Source organism: Pseudomonas sp. yb_5, from assembly GCF_043103865.1.
Taxonomy (GTDB): Bacteria; Pseudomonadota; Gammaproteobacteria; order Pseudomonadales; family Pseudomonadaceae; genus Aquipseudomonas; species Aquipseudomonas putida_Y.
The window spans coordinates 1-20,190 of the sequence record NZ_JBICKE010000024.1 but is presented as its reverse complement, the minus strand read 5'-3'; the positions used below and the strand labels follow the sequence as shown (position 1 = coordinate 20,190).

Below are 20,190 nucleotides of genomic sequence, written 5' to 3'. Positions count from 1 at the left end.
GCATGTCTGCACGCCTGATCTATGTGATGGACCCGATGTGCTCCTGGTGCTGGGGTTTTGCGCCAGTGGCCGCGGCCCTGATCGCCCTGGCGCGTGAGGCAGGCGTGCCCACCCACTTGGTACCGGGCGGGCTGCGCACTGGCGGCAGCGCCCTGGACAGCTCCACTCGCAAGTACATCCTGGAACACTGGCAGGCAGTGGCTGATGCGACCGGCCAGCCGTTCCGCTTCGAGGGGGCCATGCCTGACGGCTTCGTCTACGACACCGAGCCGGCCTGCCGCGCCCTGGTCACGGCCCGCGAGCTGGATGCCGAGCGCGTCTGGCTGCTGCTGGCGTCGATCCAGCGTTCGTTCTACGAGCAGGGCGTCGATGTGACCACCGCGCCGCAGCTGGTCGAGCTAGCCTCGCAGTGTGGCTTCGACCGTGCCGTGTTCGCCGAAACCTTCGCCCGTGCCGATACCCGCGCCGCCACCGCAGCCGACTTCGCCTGGGCCCAGGACCTGGGTATTGCCGGGTTCCCGACCCTGCTGGCCGAGCGCAATGGCCAACTGGCCTTGCTGACCAACGGCTATCAGCCGCTGGAGCGCCTGCAACCCTTGCTCGGCCGCTGGCTGCAGCAGGCCGCCTGTGCTTGATGTGCCTGGGTCACCCGACCCGGTACCGGGCAAGCCATACGCTGCGGGCGATCGACTGAGCTGGGCGGAAATCCGCCGCCTGGCCCTGCATCACAAGAAAAACCTCTGGTCCGCGAACCTCATTGCGTTACTGGCGGCGTGTTGCAGTGTGCCCATTCCGCTGCTGCTGCCGCTGCTGGTGGACGAAGTGCTGCTCGGCCACGGCGATGCCGCGCTGAATTGGATGAACCACCTGCTGCCGTCCGGCTGGCAGGTGGCGGCCGGCTACATCGGCCTGATGCTGGCGCTCACCCTGTGCCTGCGCCTGGCTGCGCTGGCGTTCAACGTGATCCAGTCCAAGCTGTTCGCCGGTCTGGCCAAGGATATTGTCTACCGCCTGCGCATCCGCCTGATCGAGCGACTCAAGCGTATTTCGCTGAAGGAATACGAAAGCCTGGGCAGCGGTACGGTGACCACCCACCTGGTCACCGACCTGGACACCCTGGACAAGTTCGTTGGCGAAACCCTAAGCCGCTTCCTGGTGGCCATGCTGACCTTGACCGGCACCGCGGCCATCCTGATCTGGATGCACTGGCAGCTGGCCTTGCTGATCTTGCTGTTCAACCCGCTGGTGATCTACTTCACCGTGCAGTTGGGCAAGCGCGTCAAACACCTGAAAAAGCTCGAAAACGACAGCACCGCGCGCTTTACCCAGGCGCTGGCGGAAACCCTAGATGCCATCCAGGAAATCCGCGCCGGCAACCGCCAGGGCTACTTCCTTGGCCGCCTGGGCCTGCGTGCCCGCGAAGTGCGCGATTACGCCGTGGACTCGCAATGGAAAAGCGATGCCAGTGGCCGTGCCAGCGGCCTGCTGTTCCAGTTCGGCATCGACATCTTCCGCGCGGCGGCCATGCTGACCGTGCTGTTTTCCGACCTGTCGATCGGCCAGATGCTGGCGGTGTTCAGCTACCTGTGGTTCATGATCGGTCCGGTGGAGCAACTGCTTAATCTGCAATATGCGTACTACGCCGCAGGCGGTGCGCTGAGCCGCCTCAACGAGCTGCTGGCGCGTGCCGACGAGCCGCAATACCCAGCCGCCAGCGACCCGTTCGCCGGGCGCGAAACGGTGGGCATTGAAGTGCGCGACCTGCGCTTTGCCTATGCCGACGAGCCGGTACTCGAGCACCTCGACCTGTCCATCGCTGCGGGTGAGAAGGTGGCGATTGTCGGTGCCAGCGGCGGCGGCAAGAGCACGTTGGTGCAGCTATTGCTGGGCCTTTATAGCGCCCAGGCCGGGACCATCCGCTTTGGCGGGGCCAGCCTGCAGGAAATCGGCCTGGAAACCCTGCGCGAGAACGTCGCGGTGGTGTTGCAGCACCCGTCGCTGTTCAACGACAGCGTGCGTGCCAACCTGACCATGGGCCGTGACTGCAGCGATGATGCGTGCTGGCAGGCGCTGCGCATCGCCCAGCTGGATGCCACCATCGCCGCCTTGCCGCAGGGCCTGGACAGTGTGGTGGGGCGTTCAGGTGTGCGCTTGTCCGGTGGCCAGCGCCAGCGCCTGGCCATTGCCCGCATGGTGCTGGCTGAGCCCAAGGTGGTGATCCTCGACGAGGCCACCTCAGCCCTGGATGCTGCAACCGAGTACAACCTGCATCAGGCCTTGGCGCGCTTTCTCAGCGGCCGCACCACGCTGATCATCGCCCACCGGTTGTCAGCGGTGAAACAGGCCGACCGAGTGCTGGTGTTCGATGGCGGGCACGTGGCCGAAGACGGCGACCATCAGCAACTGATTGCCGAGGGTGGGTTATATGCCAAGCTTTATGGGCACCTGCAGCAGAGCTGATTATCTGGTTGCCTTCACCGTACTTGTGGAAGCAACTGTCTTGCTCAATTTCTAAAAGCTGGTGCGATCCCTGTGGGAGCGGGCTTGCCCGCGAACACGGGCGAAGCCCGTGCCATCCACCGCGGTGTCTTCTTCGCGGGTAAACCCGCTCCTACAATGGCCAGCGCATACGCTGCATAAATCCCCCCGATTCCTTGTCATAAAAATCCCCTCCACAGCAATGGCAAATGGCCTACGCTGTGCTTGTCTGGGTCGATTTACGCCTTATCTGCTCTGTGACAGGGACTCCATGAAGGGAAATCGCACACTCGAAGCGCCAAAGTTGCTCGGCATCACATGGCCTTTCATCGCCGTAGTGGTCCTTCAGGTGGCGTTGGGCAGCCTCAGCCTTTACACGCTCTCGGCCGTGCGCGCTTATGTCGCGGGCGAAAGCCTGTGGTCCAAGGCGCAGAAAGATGCCATTTACTACCTCAGTCTATACAGCGAGACGCGTGACGACAGCACCTACCAACGTTATCGCCAGGCCATTACCGTGCCTCAGGGTGACCAGCGCCTGCGCGAGGTACTCGACCTCCCCAACCCTGATCTGGACGCCGCGCGACAGGCGGTACTGCAAGGTGGCAACCACCCTGACGATGTCACGCGTATCATCTGGTTCTATCGCAACTTCCGCCATGTCAGCTATATGCAGACAGCCATCGATTACTGGGACATCGGCGACGACTATCTGGCCAAGCTGGATGTACTGGCCGGTGAAATGCGCCAGCGTTTTGCCAGTGGCCCGGTGGATGCAGACACTGTCAGCGAGTGGAAGGCCCGTATTGTCGCCATCAACGAAGGCGTGACCCCGGCGGCCAAGGCCTTCAGTGATGCCTTGGGCGAGGGCTCGCGCGTCGTGCTGCGGGTGCTGCTGATCACCAACCTGCTGACCGCGATGTTCCTGATTGCGATTGCCTGGGGCCGCTCCAGCAAGCTGTTGGCCCAGCGCCAGGCCTTTGCCAGCGCCCTGCAGCAAGAAAAAGAGCGTGCGCAGATTACCCTGCAGGCCATCGGTGATGCGGTGATCACCACCGATGTCGAGGGCAATATCGGCTATATGAACCCGGCCGCCGAACAATTGACCCACTGGCAATCCGGCCAGGCCCAGGGCCTGCCACTGTCGGCGCTGTTCAGCCTGGTGGATGAACACGCCGAGGATGACGGTCGCAGCCTGGTCGAACAGGTGCTCAGCGGCAGCCTCAAGGGCGGCTCCGAGCATGCCCGGCTGATCCAGCGCCTGGACGGCAGTACCGTGTCGATCAACCTGGTAGGCTCGCCGATTGTCAGTGATGGCCAGGTCAGTGGCATCGTGCTGGTGCTGCACGATATGACCCAGGAACGCCAGTACATCGCCAATCTGTCCTGGCAGGCGACCCACGATGCCCTGACCGGTCTGGCCAACCGCCGCGAGTTCGAATACCGCCTGGAGCAGGTGCTCAACGACCTGGCACGCCAGGCTGGGCGGCATTCGCTGATGTTCCTCGACCTCGACCAGTTCAAGCTAGTCAACGACACCTGTGGCCACGCGGCCGGCGATGAGTTGCTGCGACACATCTGTGCTGTGCTGCAATCCGGCCTGCGTGAGGGCGATACGCTGGCGCGGCTGGGTGGCGATGAATTTGGCGTGCTGCTGGAAAACTGCCCGCCCGACCAGGCCGAGCGCATTGCCGAACAACTGCGTCAGCTGGTGCAGAGCCTGCACTTCGTATGGAAAGGGCGGCCGTTCGTGACCACGGTCAGCATTGGCCTGGTGCACATGGCCCAGGCCCCCGGCACCCTGGAGGCCTCGCTGCGCGCCGCCGACATGGCCTGCTACATGGCCAAGGAAAAGGGCCGTAACCGGGTGCAGGTGTACCACGCCGACGACAGCGAACTGTCCATGCGGTTTGGCGAAATGGCCTGGATCCAGCGCTTGCATGTGGCCCTGGAAGAAAACCGCTTTTGCCTCTACGCCCAGGAAATCGCCCCGCTTAAAACCTTCGAGGGCCCGGGCCATATCGAAATTCTGTTGCGCCTGCACGACGAAAGCGGCCGCACCATTCTGCCCAGCAGCTTCATCCCGGCGGCCGAGCGCTACGGCCTGATGACCGCGCTGGACCGCTGGGTGGTGCGCAATGTGTTCATGGTCATACGCCAGTGCCTGGAAGAAGGGCGAGAAGGGCCGTTGTCGACCTGTGCGATCAACCTGTCGGGGTCCAGCATTGGCGACGACAAGTTCCTCGAATACCTCCAGCGGTTGTTCGTCGAATACGCCATTCCGCCGCGAATGATCTGTTTCGAAATTACCGAAACCAGCGCCATTGCCAACCTGGGCAGCGCCATTCGCTTCATCAACGAGTTGAAAGGGCTGGGTTGCCGTTTCTCGCTTGATGATTTTTGCGCCGGCATGTCGTCGTTTGCCTATCTCAAGCATTTGCCCGTGGACTACCTGAAGATTGACGGGAGTTTCGTCAAGGACATGCTCGACGACCCGGTCAACCGGGCCATGGTCGAGGTCATCAACCATATCGGCCATGTGATGGGTAAACGCACTATTGCCGAGTTCGTCGAAACACCCTTGATCGAGCAGGCCTTGCAGGAAATAGGCGTGGATTACGCCCAGGGCTACCTGATCGAACGCCCCCAGGTGTTCACCTGTGACAGTCTGCAGCGCCAACGGATCGCCGCCCGGCCTCTGTTGCAGCGAGCACCTGGCACGTTTCGCTAGTTGGAAATCACAAGGATCAAGGAGCTGAAAGTGATTGATGCATTCGTTCGTATCGGGCCTTTGATGGACCCCGCCAGTTACCCTCAATGGGCCCAGCAACTGATTGAAGACTGCCGCGAGAGCAAGCGCCGGGTGGTCGAGCATGAGTTTTATGCGCGTCTACGCGATGGCCAACTGAAGCAATCGACCATCCGCCAGTACCTGATCGGTGGCTGGCCGGTGGTGGAACAGTTTTCGTTGTACATGGCGCATAACCTGACCAAGACCCGCTATGGCCGGCATCAGGGCGAGGACATGGCGCGGCGCTGGCTGATGCGCAACATCCGCGTCGAGCTCAACCATGCCGACTACTGGGTGAACTGGTGCCAGGCGCACGGTGTGCACCTGCACGAGTTGCAGGCGCAAGAAGTGCCGCCCGAGCTGAACGGCCTGAACGACTGGTGCTGGCGGGTGTGTGCCACGGAGAACCTGGCCATTTCCATGGCCGCGACCAACTACGCCATCGAGGGCGCCACTGGTGAATGGTCGGCGGTGGTGTGCTCGACCGACACCTACGCGCAGGGGTTCCCTGAAGAAGGGCGCAAGCGGGCGATGAAGTGGCTGAAGATGCATGCCCAGTATGACGATGCGCACCCGTGGGAGGCGCTGGAAATCATCTGTACCCTGGCCGGTGAGAACCCGACCCTGGGCTTGCGGACCGAGCTGCGCAGGGCGATCTGCAAGAGTTACGACTGCATGTTCCTGTTCCTGGAGCGCTGCATGCAGCTGGAAGGGCGCCAGCAAGGCCGTATGCGGCCGGCGTTGGCTGCGGGCTGATCGCTTTCCTGTACCGGCCTCTTCGCGGGCTTGCCCGCTCCCACAGGATCACCGCAACCCTCAAGGATTGCGCCCTGCCTGTGGGAGCGGGCAAGCCCGCGAAGAGGCCGATGCAGGTTTATTGGGCGTTGAACGCCTGCCCGTTCACCCCTGTGCTGTCCGGCCCCATCAGGTACAGGTACACCGGCATGATTTCTTCGGGCAGCGGGTTGTTCTGCGGGTTCTCGCCGGGGTAGGCCTGGGCCCGCATCGCCGTGCGCGTGGCGCCTGGATTGATGCTGTTGGAACGTACCGGCGCCACGCCTTCCAGTTCATCGGCCAAGGTCTGCATCAGGCCCTCGGTGGCGAACTTCGACACGCCATAGGCGCCCCAGTAAGCCCGGCCCTTGCGCCCGACGCTGCTGCTGGTGAATACCACCGATGCGTCTTCCGACAGCTTCAGCAGCGGCAGCAGGGTGCTGGTGAGCATGAAGGTGGCATTGACGTTGATGTGCATCACGCGCATGAAGTTGTCGCCTGACAGCTGTTCCAGCGGCGTGCGCGGACCGATGATCGACGCGTTGTTGAGCAGGCCGTCAAGGCGGCCGAACTGGCCTTCGATCATCGCCGCCAGCTCGTCATACTGGTGTGGCAGGGCGGTTTCCAGGTTGAACGGGATGACCACCGGCTGCGGGTGACCGGCAGCTTCGATCTGGTCGTAGACCTCGTTCAGGTTGGCCTCGGTCTTGCCCAGCAGCAGCACGGTGGCACCTAGTGCGGCATAGGCCTTGGCAGCCGCGGCACCAATGCCACGGCCGGCACCGGTAACCAGGATGACCCGGCCTTGCAGCAGGTCGGGGCGGGCGGTGTAGTCGAACATGGTTCTGTCCTTCGAGTTCGTGTGGGCGGCCTGGGGCTATCGTAGGAGCGGGTTTACCCGCGAATGCGTCCGATCAGGCGCCAGTGTTGTCTGGGCTGGCGCATTCGCAGGTGAACCCGCTCCTACAAAGAGGCGGTGCCCGGTCATCGGTCTGGGTTCAGCAGCCGCACAGCGCGCTGTCGATCACTTTGCGCAGTTCCAGCGGGTGGTCCACCACCACGTCGGCACCCCAGTTGTTGGGGTTGTCCTCTGGATGAATATAGCCGTAGCGCACCGCCGCCGTGCGGGTGCCGGCGTCGCGGCCAGACTCGATGTCGCGCAGGTCGTCGCCGACGAACAGTACACTGGCCGGGTCCAGGTTCAGCGTCTTGCAGGCCAGGATCACTGGCTCGGGGTCGGGTTTGCTGTTTTTCACATGGTCCGGGCAGATCAACAGCGCCGAACGCTCGGCCAGGCCCAGTTGCTGCATGATCGGCTCGGCGAAGCGCACCGGCTTGTTGGTGACTACGCCCCACAGCAGGTTGCCTTTCTCGATGTCGGCCAGCAGCTCGGCCATGCCCTCGAACAGCTTGCTGTGCACCGCGCAGTCACGCTGGTAACGCTCGAGGAACTCCAGGCGCAGGGCCTCGAAGCCGTCAGCCTCCGGGTCCATGGCGAACGCAGTGGCAACCATCGCGCGGGCGCCACCCGAGATCACGCCACGGATCAGGTTGTCGTCAACGGCCGGCAGCCTGCGTTCGGCGAGCATGGCCTGGCAAATGGCGATGAAGTCCGGCGCCGTGTCCAGCAAGGTGCCGTCCATGTCGAAGAGTACTGCTCGCAAACGCATGCTTATTCCTCGCGCAGGGTCTGGATCATGTAGTTGACGTCGACGTCGCTGTTGAGCTTGTAGTGCTTGGTCAGCGGGTTGTAGGTGAGGCCGATGATGTCCTTCACCTGCAGGCCGGCATCGCGGCTCCAGGCGCCCAGCTCGGACGGGCGGATGAACTTCTTGAAGTCATGGGTGCCGCGCGGCAGCATCTTCAGGATGTACTCGGCGCCGACGATGGCCAGCAGGTAGGCCTTGGGGTTGCGGTTGATGGTGGAGAAGAACACCTGGCCACCAGGCTTGACCATGCGGTAACAGGCGCGAATCACCGAAGACGGGTCGGGCACGTGCTCGAGCATTTCCAGGCAGGTGACCACGTCGAACTGTTCAGGCATTTCCTCGGCCAGGGCTTCGGCGGTGATCTGCCGGTATTCCACCTGCACGCCCGACTCCAGCTGGTGCAGCTGGGCCACTGCCAGCGGTGCTTCACCCATGTCGATACCGGTGACCGTGGCACCGCGCAGGGCCATGGCTTCGCTGAGGATGCCGCCACCGCAACCCACGTCCAGCACTTTCTTGCCGGCCAGGCTGGCGCGCTCGTCGATCCAGTTGACGCGCAGCGGGTTGATTTCGTGCAGCGGCTTGAACTCGCTTTCGCGGTCCCACCAGCGGTGGGCCAGCGCTTCGAACTTGGCGATTTCGGCGCGGTCGACGTTGCTCATTGAACAGTCCTCTGAAACTTCGCAAAATTGCGTCGGAGTATACCCGAGCGCTCGGCCCCGAGGGTCGCTATAATCGCCGGCTTTTGATATCCGAATGACGGGGAGAGGCAATGCGCGAGCGACTTTTGGCGGCGGAGAAGGTGACCGCGATCCGCTGGCAGGGCGGCGCCTTGCACCTGCTCGACCAGCGCCTGCTGCCGTCGGAGGAGCGTTGGCTGGCCTGCGACAATGTTGCGCAGGTGGCCGCAGCCATCCGCGACATGGCGGTGCGTGGCGCCTCGGCAATCGGTATTGCCGCAGCTTACGGCCTGGTACTGGCCCTTGAAGAGCGGCTGGCCGAAGGCGGCGATTGGGAAATGGACCTGGAAGACGACTTTCTCACCCTTGCCGAAGCGCGTCCTACCGCCGCCAACTTGTTCTGGGCGCTGAACCGCATGCGCGAGCGCCTGCAGCGCCTGCGGCCGGAAGAAGACGCTCTGGCAGCGCTGGAGGCCGAAGCGGCGGCCATTCACGAGAGCGACCGTGAGGCCAACCTGACCATGGCCCAGCAGGGTATCGAGCTGATCCGACGCCATCAGGGCAATGCCCAGGCCCTGCTCACCTTCGGCAATGCCGGCGCCCTTGCCACTGGCGGCTTTGGCACCGCGCTGGGGGTGATCCGTGCCGGCTACCTGGAAGGCATGGTCGAGCGGGTTTATGCCGGTGAAACTCGCCCTTGGCTGCAGGGCTCCCGTCTGACCGGCTGGGAACTGGCCAACGAGGGCATCCCGGTGACCCTTTGTGCCGACTCTGCGCTGGCCCACCTCATGAAGACCAAAGGCATCACCTGGGTGGTGGTGGGGGCGGACTGCATCGCTGCCAATGGCGACATGGCCGGCAAGATCGGCACCTATCAGCTGGCCGTCAGTGCCATGCACCATGGCGTGCGCTTCATGGTGGTGGCGCCGAGCACCAGCATCGACCTGAACCTGGCCACGGGCGAGGATATCCCGCTGGAGGAGCGTGACGCCGACGAGTGGCTGGACTTCGGCGGTACCCGGGTGTCGCCGGGTGTCGAGGTATTCAACCCGGTGTTCGATGTGACCCCGGCCGACCTGATTGACGTTATCGTGACCGAACGGGGTGTTGTCGAGCGCCCGGATACCGCCAAACTGGCCCAGTTGATTTGCCGCAAGCGCCTGCACTGATTTTGTATTGCCTCACCGGCCTTTTCGCGGGCTTGCCTGCTCCCGCAGGGATATCGCATGGCCTTAGGGCTGTGGTGAACCTGTGGGAGCGGGCGAGCCCGCGAAGAGGCCGGTGCAGGCAATACAAAAACCAGGTTTCAAACGCGGCTGAGACCAACTGCCACCTCTCCCCACCGCCCCCGCGTTTGTGATAACATCCGGCAGTTTCCAAGACCGCCCATCACGGCGGCCTTCATTGCGCAGATCCATGGCACAACTCATTGATTTGTCGTAAGTCGTCGCACCCTTATGCGCTGCGGCGGCGAGCTTCGTTCGGCCCTTGATGGAGCTGCGAAGTTTCACCAGAAAAAGGAATCAGGCTTCTCATGGGCGAACTGGCCAAAGAAATCCTCCCGGTCAATATCGAAGACGAACTGAGACAGTCTTACCTCGACTACGCGATGAGCGTGATTGTCGGGCGAGCGCTGCCCGATGCGCGTGACGGCTTGAAGCCCGTGCATCGCCGCGTTCTCTATGCGATGAGCGAACTGGGCAACGACTGGAACAAACCGTACAAGAAATCCGCCCGTGTGGTCGGTGACGTGATCGGTAAGTACCACCCGCACGGCGACACTGCGGTCTACGACACCATCGTGCGTATGGCTCAGCCGTTCTCGTTGCGCTACCTGCTGGTCGACGGCCAGGGCAACTTCGGTTCGGTGGACGGCGACAACGCCGCAGCCATGCGATACACCGAAGTGCGCATGACCAAACTGGCCCACGAGCTGCTGGCCGACCTGCACAAGGAAACCGTCGATTGGGTGCCCAACTACGACGGCACCGAGCAGATCCCGGCGGTCATGCCGACGCGTATTCCCAACCTGCTGGTCAACGGTTCCAGCGGTATCGCCGTGGGCATGGCGACCAATATTCCGCCGCATAACCTCGGCGAGGTCATCGATGGCTGCCTGGCGCTCATCGACAACCCGGAAGTCACCATCGATGAACTGATGCAGCACATCCCTGGCCCGGACTTCCCGACTGCCGGCATCATCAACGGTCGCCAGGGCATCATCGAGGCCTATCGCACCGGCCGTGGCCGTATCTACATGCGCGCCCGCTCCGAGATCGAAGACATCGACAAGGTTGGCGGCCGCCAGCAGATCGTGATCACCGAGCTGCCGTACCAGCTGAACAAGGCGCGCCTGATCGAAAAGATCGCCGAGCTGGTCAAAGAGAAGAAGATCGAAGGCATCACCGAGCTGCGCGACGAGTCCGACAAGGACGGCATGCGCATCGTCATCGAGCTGCGTCGCGGCGAGGTGCCGGAGGTGGTGCTGAACAACCTCTACCAGCAAACCCAGCTGCAGAGCGTGTTCGGCATCAACGTGGTGGCCCTGGTCGACGGCCGTCCGCGGCTGCTGAACCTCAAGGACCTGCTCGAAGCGTTCGTGCGTCACCGCCGTGAGGTGGTGACTCGCCGTACGGTATTCGAGCTGCGCAAGGCCCGTGAACGTGGCCATATCCTTGAAGGCCAGGCGGTCGCGCTGTCCAACATCGACCCGGTCATTGCCCTGATCAAGGCTTCGCCGACGCCGTCCGAAGCCAAGGAAGCCCTGGTTTCCACGCCGTGGGAATCCAGTGCCGTGCAGGTCATGGTCGAGCGCGCCGGCGCCGATTCCTGCCGCCCTGAGGACCTGCCGGAGCAGTACGGCCTGCATGACGGCAAGTACTTCCTGTCGCCGGAACAGGCCCAGGCCATTCTCGACCTGCGCCTGCACCGCCTGACCGGCCTGGAGCACGAGAAGCTGCTGGCCGAGTACCAGGAAATCCTCGAGCAGATCGGCGAGCTGATCCGCATCCTCAGCAGCGCCGAGCGCCTGATGGAAGTGATTCGCGAGGAGCTGGAGGCCATCCGTGCCGAGTACGGCGATGCCCGTCGCACCGAAATCCTCAATGCCAGCCACGACCTCAACTACGGCGACATGATCCCGGAAGAAGAGCGCGTGGTCACCATCTCCCATGGTGGTTATGCCAAGACCCAGCCATTGTCCGCCTACCAGGCCCAGCGCCGCGGTGGCAAAGGCAAGTCGGCGACCGGCGTGAAGGACGAGGACTACATCGAGCACCTGCTGGTCGCCAACAGCCACGCCACCCTGTTGCTGTTCTCCAGCAAGGGCAAGGTGTACTGGAAGAAGACCTACGAAATCCCCGAAGCGTCCCGCGCTGCCCGTGGTCGCCCGCTGGTCAACCTGCTGCCGCTGGAGGAGGGTGAGCGCATCACCGCCATGCTGCAGATCGACCTCGAAGCGCTGCAGCAGAACGCCGACCTCGACGAAGAACTGGAAGAAGCTGATGACACCGTGCTCGAGGGTGAGCTGGTAGAGGCCGAGGAAGTCGACGAAGAAGACGGTGACACCCCGGAGTGGGTTGCAGAGCCGACCGGCGCGTACATCTTCATGGCGACCGCTTCCGGTACCGTCAAGAAGACCCCGCTGGTGCAGTTCGCCCGTCCGCGCTCCAACGGCCTGATCGCCCTGAAGCTGAAAGAAGGCGACACCCTGATTGCCGCGGCCATCACCGATGGTGCCAAGGAAGTCATGATGTTCTCCGACGCTGGCAAGGTCATCCGCTTTGCCGAGAGCGTCGTGCGTGAAATGGGTCGCAACGCCCGTGGTGTACGCGGCATGAAGCTGGGCAAAGGTCAGCAGATCATTTCGATGCTGATCCCGGAGTCCGGCTCGCAGATCCTCACCGCCTCCGAGCGTGGCTTTGGCAAGCGCACCCCGCTGTCCAAGTTCCCACGTCGCGGCCGCGGTGGCCAGGGTGTGATCGCCATGGGTACCAAGGGGCGCAACGGCTTGCTGATCGGTGCTATCCAGGTGCAGGAAGGCGAGGAGATCATGCTGATTTCCGACCAGGGCACGCTGGTTCGCACCCGGGTTGGCGAGGTGTCCAGCCTGAGCCGCAACACCCAGGGGGTTACGTTGATCAAGCTGGCGGCCGATGAGACGCTGGTGGGCCTGGAGCGTATCCAGGAGCCGTCCGAGGACGAACTCGATGAGGTGATCGAGACGGACGAGGAGGGTGTCGAGGCTGTAGCGCCAGACAATGAAAATGAAGAAGCAGCGGGTACCGAAGAGGCCCCGCAAGAGTAAGCAAGCGTGAAACCCGAACGGGGCGACCAAGGTCGCCCCGTTTGACTGATAACAGCTGGCAAAGCCCGACCTTGTGGGAGCGGGCATGCCCGCGAAGCAGACACTGCGGTAGATGGCACCGGCTTTGCCGGTGTTCGCGGGCTCGCCCGCTCCCACAGGGTCGCTGCTAACCCATGTGATAGTTTTTGTTCTATTTGGCAGAGCGAGAGTGGATGTGAGCAAACGAGCCTTTAACTTCTGCGCAGGCCCTGCCGCGCTTCCTGACGCTGTCCTGCAGCGCGCACAGGCCGAGATGCTGGACTGGCGTGGTAAGGGCTTGTCGGTGATGGAAATGAGCCATCGCAGCGACGATTACGTGGCCATCGCCGAAAAGGCCGAGCAGGACCTGCGTGACCTGCTGTCCGTCCCCTCCAACTACAAGGTGCTGTTCCTGCAAGGGGGCGCCAGCCAGCAGTTTGCTGAAATCCCGCTGAACCTGCTGCCGGAAAACGGCACAGCCGACTACATCGAAACCGGCATCTGGTCGAAGAAGGCCATCGAGGAAGCGCGCCGTTTCGGCAACGTCAACGTCGCTGCCACTGCCAAGCCTTACGACTACCTGGCCATCCCCGGCCAGAACGAGTGGAGCCTGACCAAAAACGCTGCCTACGTGCACTATGCGTCCAACGAGACCATCGGTGGCCTGCAGTTTGACTGGGTGCCGCAAACCGGTGACGTGCCGTTGGTGGTCGATATGTCGTCCGACATCCTCTCGCGCCCGATCGATGTGTCGCAGTACGGCCTGATCTACGCCGGCGCGCAGAAGAATATCGGCCCAAGCGGCCTGGTGGTGGTGATCGTGCGCGAAGACCTGTTGGGTCATGCCCGCAGCAGCTGCCCGACCATGCTCGACTACAAGGTTTCGGCTGACAACGGGTCGATGTACAACACCCCGGCCACCTACTCCTGGTACCTCTCGGGCCTGGTCTTCGAGTGGCTGAAGGAGCAGGGTGGTGTTGATGCCATGGAGCAGCGCAACCGTGCCAAGAAAGACCGCCTCTACGGCTTCATCGACCGCAGCGAGTTCTATACCAACCCGATCAGCGTCAACGCCCGTTCGTGGATGAACGTGCCGTTCCGCCTGGCTGACGAGCGCCTGGACAAGGCCTTCCTCGCTGGCGCCGACGCGCGTGGCCTGCTCAACCTCAAGGGCCACCGTTCGGTTGGCGGCATGCGTGCCTCCATCTACAACGCCCTGGGCCTGGAAGCGGTAGAAGCGCTGGTAGGCTACATGGCTGAATTCGAGAAGGAGCATGGCTGATATGTCCGAACAGGAGCTCAAGGCGCTGCGCGTGCGCATCGACAGCCTCGACGAGAAAATCCTCGAGCTGATCAGCGACCGCGCCCGCTGCGCCGAAGAAGTAGCCCGGGTCAAGACTGCCTCGCTCAAGGAAGGCGAGAAGCCGGTGTTCTACCGTCCCGAGCGTGAAGCTGCGGTGCTCAAGCGCGTGATGGAGCGCAACAAGGGGCCGCTGGGCAACGAAGAGATGGCGCGGCTGTTCCGCGAAATCATGTCGTCGTGCCTGGCCTTGGAAGAACCGCTGAAAATCGCCTACCTCGGCCCAGAAGGCACCTTCACCCAGGCGGCGGCCATGAAGCACTTCGGTCACGCGGTGATCAGTCGCCCGATGGCGGCCATCGACGAAGTGTTCCGTGAGGTGGCGGCCGGTGCCGTCAACTTCGGTGTGGTGCCGGTGGAAAACTCCACTGAAGGTGCGGTCAGCCACACCCTGGACAGCTTCCTCGAGCATGACATGGTGATTTGCGGTGAGGTCGAGCTGCGTATTCACCACCACCTGCTGGTGGGCGAGAACACCAAGACCGACAGCATCACCCGCATCTACTCCCACGCCCAGTCGCTGGCCCAGTGCCGCAAGTGGCTGGACGCGCACTACCCGAACGTGGAGCGCGTGGCTGTATCGAGCAATGCCGAAGCGGCCAAGCGGGTCAAGGGTGAGTGGAATTCGGCGGCGATCGCCGGTGACATGGCGGCCAACCTGTACGGTTTGACCCGTCTGGCCGAGAAGATCGAAGACCGCCCGGACAACTCCACGCGCTTCCTGATGATCGGCAACCAGGAAGTACCGCCGACCGGCGACGACAAGACCTCGATCATCGTTTCGATGAGCAACAAGCCAGGTGCCTTGCATGAGTTGCTGGTGCCGTTCTATCAGAACGGCATCGACCTGACCCGTATCGAGACCCGCCCGTCGCGCAGCGGCAAGTGGACCTACGTGTTCTTCATCGACTTCGTCGGCCACCACCGCGACCCGCTGATCAAGGCGGTGCTCGAGCAGATCAGCCAGGAGGCTGTGGCGCTGAAGGTGCTGGGCTCTTATCCGAAGGCGGTGCTTTGATTCAGGGGCCTTGGGGCTGCCTTGCAGCCCTTCGCGGGCATGCCCGCTCCCACAGTGAGCATGTGATGCCGATCTCTGCGGGAGCGGGCGAGCCCGCGAAGGGCCGCGCCGCGGCCCCAATGGCCCTCACAGGCTACCTAGATTTCTGAACAGGGTTCGCACCAGTGGTAAATGCAGCAAAAACCAAACCCGCGCCCATCATCGACCGCCTGGTCGTGGTCGGCCTGGGCCTGATCGGCGGCTCGTTCGCCAAGGGCCTGCGTGAAAGCGGCCTGTGCCGCGAAGTGGTCGGTGTCGACCTGGATGCCCTCTCGCGCAAGCAGGCTGTGGCCTTGGGGGTGGTCGACCGCTGCGAAGAAGACCTCGCCGCCGCTTGTGTGGGCGCCGATGTCATCCAGCTGGCCGTACCGATCCTGGCCATGGAAAAAGTCCTGGCGCGCCTGGCCCTGCTAGACCTGGGTGATGCGATCATCACCGACGTTGGCAGCGCCAAGGGCAACGTCGTGCGTGAGGCGCGTGCCGTCTTCGGTGCACGCCTGCCGCGCTTCGTCCCGGGCCACCCCATCGCCGGGTCCGAGCAGAGCGGGGTAGAGGCGTCCAATGCCACCTTGTTCCGCCGGCACAAGGTCATCCTCACGCCGCTGGCCGAAACCGACCCCGCCGCGCTGGCCATGGTTGACCGCCTGTGGCGTGCGCTGGATGCCGATGTGGAGCACATGTCGGTCGAGCGCCATGACGAAGTACTGGCCGCCACCAGCCATCTGCCACACCTGCTGGCCTTTGGCCTGGTCGACTCGCTGGCCAAACGCAATGAAAACCTCGAGATCTTCCGGTACGCTGCGGGTGGATTCCGCGATTTCACAAGAATCGCCGGCAGCGACCCGACCATGTGGCATGACATCTTCCTCGCCAACCGCGACGCTGTCCTGCGCACACTTGATACATATCGCAGCGATCTCGACGCCTTGCGCGACGCGATCGCTGAAGGGGATGGGCACCAGCTGCTGGGTGTATTCACCCGCGCACGGGCTGCCCGCGAGCATTTCAGTAAAATCCTGGCCCGCCGGGCCTATGTGGACGCTATGAACGCCAACGATCTGATTTTCCAGGCCCAACCGGGTGGCCGCCTGAACGGGCGGATCCGTGTACCGGGCGACAAGTCGATTTCCCATCGCTCGATCATGCTCGGCTCGCTGGCCGAAGGTACTACCGAGGTCGAAGGCTTCCTCGAAGGCGAAGACGCGCTGGCGACCCTGCAGGCATTTCGTGACATGGGTGTGGTCATCGAAGGCCCCAACCACGGTCGCGTGACCATTCACGGCGTGGGCCTGCATGGCCTCAAGCCGCCACCAGGGCCGCTGTACGTGGGTAACTCCGGTACCTCGATGCGCCTGCTGTCGGGCCTGTTGGCCGGTCAGTCGTTCGATGTCACCATGACCGGCGACGCCTCGCTGTCCAAGCGCCCGATGAACCGTGTGGCCAACCCGCTGCGCGAAATGGGTGCTGTGGTCGAAACCGGCCCGGACGGCCGCCCGCCGCTGACCATTCGTGGTGGCCACAAGCTCAAAGGGCTGACCTACACGCTGCCGATGGCTAGCGCCCAGGTCAAATCCTGCCTGTTGCTGGCTGGTCTGTACGCCGAAGGCAAGACCACTGTCACCGAGCCTGCGCCTACCCGTGACCACACCGAGCGCATGCTGCGCGGTTTTGGCTACTCGGTCGACAGCAATGGTCCGGTGGCCTCGCTGCAGTCCGGTGGCAAGCTGACCGCTACCCGGATCGAAGTGCCGGCTGACATTTCCTCGGCAGCGTTCTTCCTGGTGGCAGCCTCTATCGCTGAAGGCTCCGAGCTGGTGCTGGAGCATGTCGGCATCAACCCGACCCGTACCGGCGTGATCGACATCCTGCGCCTGATGGGCGGCGACATCACCCTGGAAAACCAGCGTGAGGTGGGCGGCGAGCCTGTGGCCGACCTGCGTGTGCGCGGTGCCAAGCTGAAGGGTATCGACATTCCTGAAGCATTGGTGCCGCTGGCCATCGACGAATTCCCGGTATTGTTCGTGGCGGCTGCCTGCGCTGAAGGGCGTACCGTGCTGCGTGGCGCCGAAGAGCTGCGGGTCAAGGAGTCCGACCGCATCCAGGTGATGGCCGATGGCCTGATCACCTTGGGCATCAAGTGCGAGCCGACCCCGGACGGCATCATCATCGACGGCGGCCAGTTGGGCGGCGGCGAAGTGCATGGGCATGGTGATCACCGCATCGCCATGGCCTTCAGTGTGGCCTCGCTGCGCGCCAGTGCACCGATTCGCATTCACGACTGCGCCAACGTCGCCACCTCGTTCCCCAACTTCCTGGCGCTGTGTGCCGAAGTGGGTATTCGCGTGGCAGAAGAGGGCAAGTCGTGAATTCGCTGGCACCGGTTATTACCATCGACGGGCCAAGCGGCTCGGGCAAGGGCACAGTCGCCGGGCTGATGGCCCGCGAGCTGGGCTGGAAGCTGCTGGACTCCGGCGCGCTGTATCGCTTGCTGGCATTCAATGCGAGCAACCACGGCGTCGACCTGACCAACGAAGAGCTGCTGACCAAGCTTGCCGCTCATCTGGATGTGCAGTTCATCGCTGCCGAGCCCGGTAAGCTGCAGCAGATCATCCTTGAGGGTGAGGACGTCAGCAACGTCATCCGTACCGAAACCGTCGGTGCCGGTGCATCGATGGTGGCGTCGCTGCCGGCGGTGCGTGATGCGCTGCTGGTGCGTCAGCGTGAGTTCCGCGAAGTGCCGGGGCTGATTGCTGACGGGCGCGACATGGGTACCGTGGTGTTCCCGGACGCGCCATTGAAGGTCTTCCTCACCGCCAGCGCGGAGGAGCGCGCACGTCGCCGCTACCTGCAGTTGAAGGGCAAGGGTGAAGATGTTAGTCTGTCGAGTCTGCTGGATGAGATTCGTGCACGTGATGAACGTGACACCCAACGTGCAGTGGCCCCGCTGAAACCAGCGGCCGATGCCATTCAGTTGGACTCTACCGAGTTGTCCATCGAGCAGGTGTTGCAACGTATCAGAAGCGAGATCGCCCAGCGCGACCTTATCTGATAGCCAGGAAAGCAGGCAGGGGCACCAGTCAACGTCCTGCCGGCTTTCCTTTACTTAAAACGAACCCACATTGTCTGGAATGTGGTTATGGGCGTTTGTTTCGCCCGAATCTACAGGAATTAAAATGAGCGAAAGCTTTGCAGAACTCTTTGAAGAAAGCCTGAAAACCCTCAATCTTCAGCCGGGTGCGATCATCACCGGTATCGTTGTCGACATCGACGGCGACTGGGTTACCGTACACGCTGGCCTGAAGTCTGAGGGCGTCATCCCGCTCGAGCAGTTCTACAACGAAGCTGGCGAGCTGACCATCAAGGTCGGTGACGAAGTTCACGTTGCGCTGGACGCGGTCGAAGACGGCTTTGGCGAAACCAAACTGTCCCGTGAAAAAGCCAAGCGCGCCGAGTGCTGGATTGTTCTGGAAGCAGCTTTCGCCGCCGAAGAAGTGGTCAAGGGCGTTATCAACGGTAAGGTTAAGGGCGGCTTCACTGTCGACGTTAACGGCATCCGTGCGTTCCTGCCGGGCTCCCTGGTTGATGTCCGCCCAGTGCGCGACACCACCCACCTGGAAGGCAAAGAGCTGGAATTCAAGGTCATCAAGCTGGACCAGAAGCGCAACAACGTTGTCGTTTCCCGTCGCAGCGTGCTGGAAGCCGAGAACAGCGCCGAGCGCGAAGCCCTGCTGGAAACCCTGCAGGAAGGCCAGCAAGTCAAAGGTATCGTCAAGAACCTCACCGACTACGGCGCATTCGTGGACCTGGGCGGTATCGACGGCCTGCTGCACATCACCGACATGGCCTGGAAGCGCATCAAGCACCCATCGGAAATCGTTAACGTTGGCGACGAAGTCGACGTACGCGTTCTGAAGTTCGACCGTGAGCGCAACCGCGTTTCGCTGGGTCTGAAGCAGATGGGCGAAGATCCGTGGGTAGCTATCACTGCCCGTTACCCAGAAGGTACTCGCGTACAGGCTCGCGTTACCAACCTGACCGACTACGGCTGCTTCGCTGAGCTGGAAGAAGGCGTTGAAGGTCTGGTACACGTTTCCGAAATGGACTGGACCAACAAGAACATCCACCCGTCGAAAGTCGTTCAGGTTGGCGACGAAGTGGAAGTCATGGTTCTGGACATCGACGAAGAGCGTCGTCGTATCTCCCTGGGCATCAAGCAGTGCAAGTCCAACCCATGGGAAGACTTCTCCGGCCAGTTCAACAAGGGTGACAAGATCACCGGTACCATCAAGTCGATCACCGACTTCGGTATCTTCATTGGCCTGGACGGCGGCATCGACGGCCTGGTTCACCTGTCCGACATCTCCTGGAACGAAACCGGCGAAGAAGCCGTACGTCGTTTCAAGAAGGGCGACGAGCTGGAAACCGTCATCCTGTCGGTCGACCCAGAGCGCGAGCGCATCTCCCTGGGCATCAAGCAGCTGGAAGACGATCCGTTCTCCAACTTCGTTGCTGTCAATGACAAGGGCGCTATCGTCAAGGGCATCGTGAAAGAAGTTGACGCCAAAGGCGCCATCGTCACCCTGGCCGACGACATCGAAGCCACTCTGAAAGCTTCCGAAATCAGCCGTGACCGCGTTGAAGACGCGCGTAACGTTCTGAAGGAAGGCGAAGAGATCGAAGCCAAGATCATCAGCGTTGATCGCAAGTCCCGCGTTATCAGCCTGTCGATCAAATCGAAAGACGACGCTGAAGAGCGCGAAGCTATCCAGAGCCTGAAAAACGCTCCGGAAGCTGCTGCCGATACCACCATGGCTGCGCTGCTGCGCGAAGCAATGGCCAAGCAGAACTGAGTTCTGTTTGATCGGTAAAAAGGGCGACCCTCGGGTCGCCCTTTTTTTATGCCTGCAATCAAGCGGCGCGGCGGTTGTCACCGCTGGACCACGCCAGCTTCAGGCTGGCACAACCCAGTGTACGGTGGATGACACCGGCATCGCCGGTGTTCGCGGGTAAACCCGCGCCT

At 62.6% G+C, this 20,190-nt stretch carries 14 protein-coding genes; 11 read left to right on the top strand and 3 right to left on the bottom strand.

What is annotated here, in order from left to right; translation table 11 throughout:
• The first annotated feature begins 2 nt into the window (after positions 1-2).
• The 4 genes from ACF8GF_RS03620 to ACF8GF_RS03605 all read left to right on the top strand — a co-directional run bounded on the left by ACF8GF_RS03620 (position 3) and on the right by ACF8GF_RS03605 (position 6,022).
• A complete protein-coding gene (locus ACF8GF_RS03620; RefSeq protein WP_176685044.1) occupies positions 3-635 on the top strand; it encodes a DsbA family protein in 633 nt (210 codons plus the stop codon).
• The gene (locus tag ACF8GF_RS03615; protein ID WP_392488553.1) at positions 628-2,460 is read left to right on the top strand and encodes an ABC transporter ATP-binding protein; all 1,833 of its coding nucleotides are present in this window, start codon (positions 628-630) and stop codon (positions 2,458-2,460) included. The genes ACF8GF_RS03620 and ACF8GF_RS03615 overlap by 8 nt, the downstream gene beginning before the upstream one ends.
• Positions 2,461-2,749: 289 nt before the next feature.
• Positions 2,750-5,206 (top strand): EAL domain-containing protein, encoded by a 2,457-nt coding sequence (locus ACF8GF_RS03610; protein WP_176685046.1) that lies wholly within the window; start codon positions 2,750-2,752, stop codon positions 5,204-5,206.
• A 30-nt stretch (positions 5,207-5,236) separates the two neighbouring features.
• The gene (locus tag ACF8GF_RS03605; protein ID WP_010952802.1) at positions 5,237-6,022 is read left to right on the top strand and encodes a TenA family transcriptional regulator; all 786 of its coding nucleotides are present in this window, start codon (positions 5,237-5,239) and stop codon (positions 6,020-6,022) included.
• Positions 6,023-6,140: 118 nt separating this feature from the next.
• On the opposite strand, the gene ACF8GF_RS03600 is transcribed toward ACF8GF_RS03605, so the two are convergent.
• The 3 genes from ACF8GF_RS03600 to ubiG form a co-directional block, all read right to left on the bottom strand.
• Positions 6,141-6,881 (bottom strand): YciK family oxidoreductase, encoded by a 741-nt coding sequence (locus ACF8GF_RS03600; protein ID WP_176685048.1) that lies wholly within the window; start codon positions 6,879-6,881, stop codon positions 6,141-6,143.
• Positions 6,882-7,038: 157 nt separating this feature from the next.
• Positions 7,039-7,710 (bottom strand): N-acetylmuramic acid 6-phosphate phosphatase MupP, encoded by a 672-nt coding sequence (mupP, locus tag ACF8GF_RS03595; protein WP_392488554.1) that lies wholly within the window; start codon positions 7,708-7,710, stop codon positions 7,039-7,041.
• Between the two features lie 2 nt (positions 7,711-7,712).
• Positions 7,713-8,411: a bifunctional 2-polyprenyl-6-hydroxyphenol methylase/3-demethylubiquinol 3-O-methyltransferase UbiG gene (gene ubiG / locus ACF8GF_RS03590; RefSeq protein WP_012271034.1), complete on the bottom strand. Its 699-nt coding sequence runs from the start codon at positions 8,409-8,411 to the stop codon at positions 7,713-7,715.
• Positions 8,412-8,521: 110 nt separating this feature from the next.
• Between ubiG and mtnA the strand changes: the two genes are divergently transcribed.
• From mtnA to rpsA, 7 genes are all read left to right on the top strand, one after another.
• Positions 8,522-9,598, top strand: a complete 1,077-nt coding sequence (gene mtnA / locus ACF8GF_RS03585; protein ID WP_176685051.1) for an S-methyl-5-thioribose-1-phosphate isomerase — start codon at positions 8,522-8,524, stop codon at positions 9,596-9,598.
• Between the two features lie 365 nt (positions 9,599-9,963).
• The gene (gene gyrA, locus ACF8GF_RS03580) at positions 9,964-12,735 is read left to right on the top strand and encodes a DNA gyrase subunit A (protein WP_392488555.1); all 2,772 of its coding nucleotides are present in this window, start codon (positions 9,964-9,966) and stop codon (positions 12,733-12,735) included.
• Between the two features lie 214 nt (positions 12,736-12,949).
• Positions 12,950-14,035: a 3-phosphoserine/phosphohydroxythreonine transaminase gene (gene serC / locus ACF8GF_RS03575; protein ID WP_392488556.1), complete on the top strand. Its 1,086-nt coding sequence runs from the start codon at positions 12,950-12,952 to the stop codon at positions 14,033-14,035.
• A 1-nt stretch (position 14,036) separates the two neighbouring features.
• Positions 14,037-15,131 (top strand): prephenate dehydratase, encoded by a 1,095-nt coding sequence (gene pheA / locus ACF8GF_RS03570; RefSeq protein WP_003252669.1) that lies wholly within the window; start codon positions 14,037-14,039, stop codon positions 15,129-15,131.
• Positions 15,132-15,328: 197 nt separating this feature from the next.
• Entirely contained in the window at positions 15,329-17,536 is a 2,208-nt protein-coding gene (locus ACF8GF_RS03565) for a bifunctional prephenate dehydrogenase/3-phosphoshikimate 1-carboxyvinyltransferase (RefSeq protein WP_339535341.1), read from the top strand.
• Positions 17,533-18,219: a (d)CMP kinase gene (gene cmk, locus ACF8GF_RS03560; protein WP_176685055.1), complete on the top strand. Its 687-nt coding sequence runs from the start codon at positions 17,533-17,535 to the stop codon at positions 18,217-18,219. The genes ACF8GF_RS03565 and cmk overlap by 4 nt, the downstream gene beginning before the upstream one ends.
• 124 nt (positions 18,220-18,343) lie before the next feature.
• Positions 18,344-20,020, top strand: a complete 1,677-nt coding sequence (gene rpsA, locus ACF8GF_RS03555) for a 30S ribosomal protein S1 (RefSeq protein ID WP_003252673.1) — start codon at positions 18,344-18,346, stop codon at positions 20,018-20,020.
• Positions 20,021-20,190: the final 170 nt, after the last annotated feature.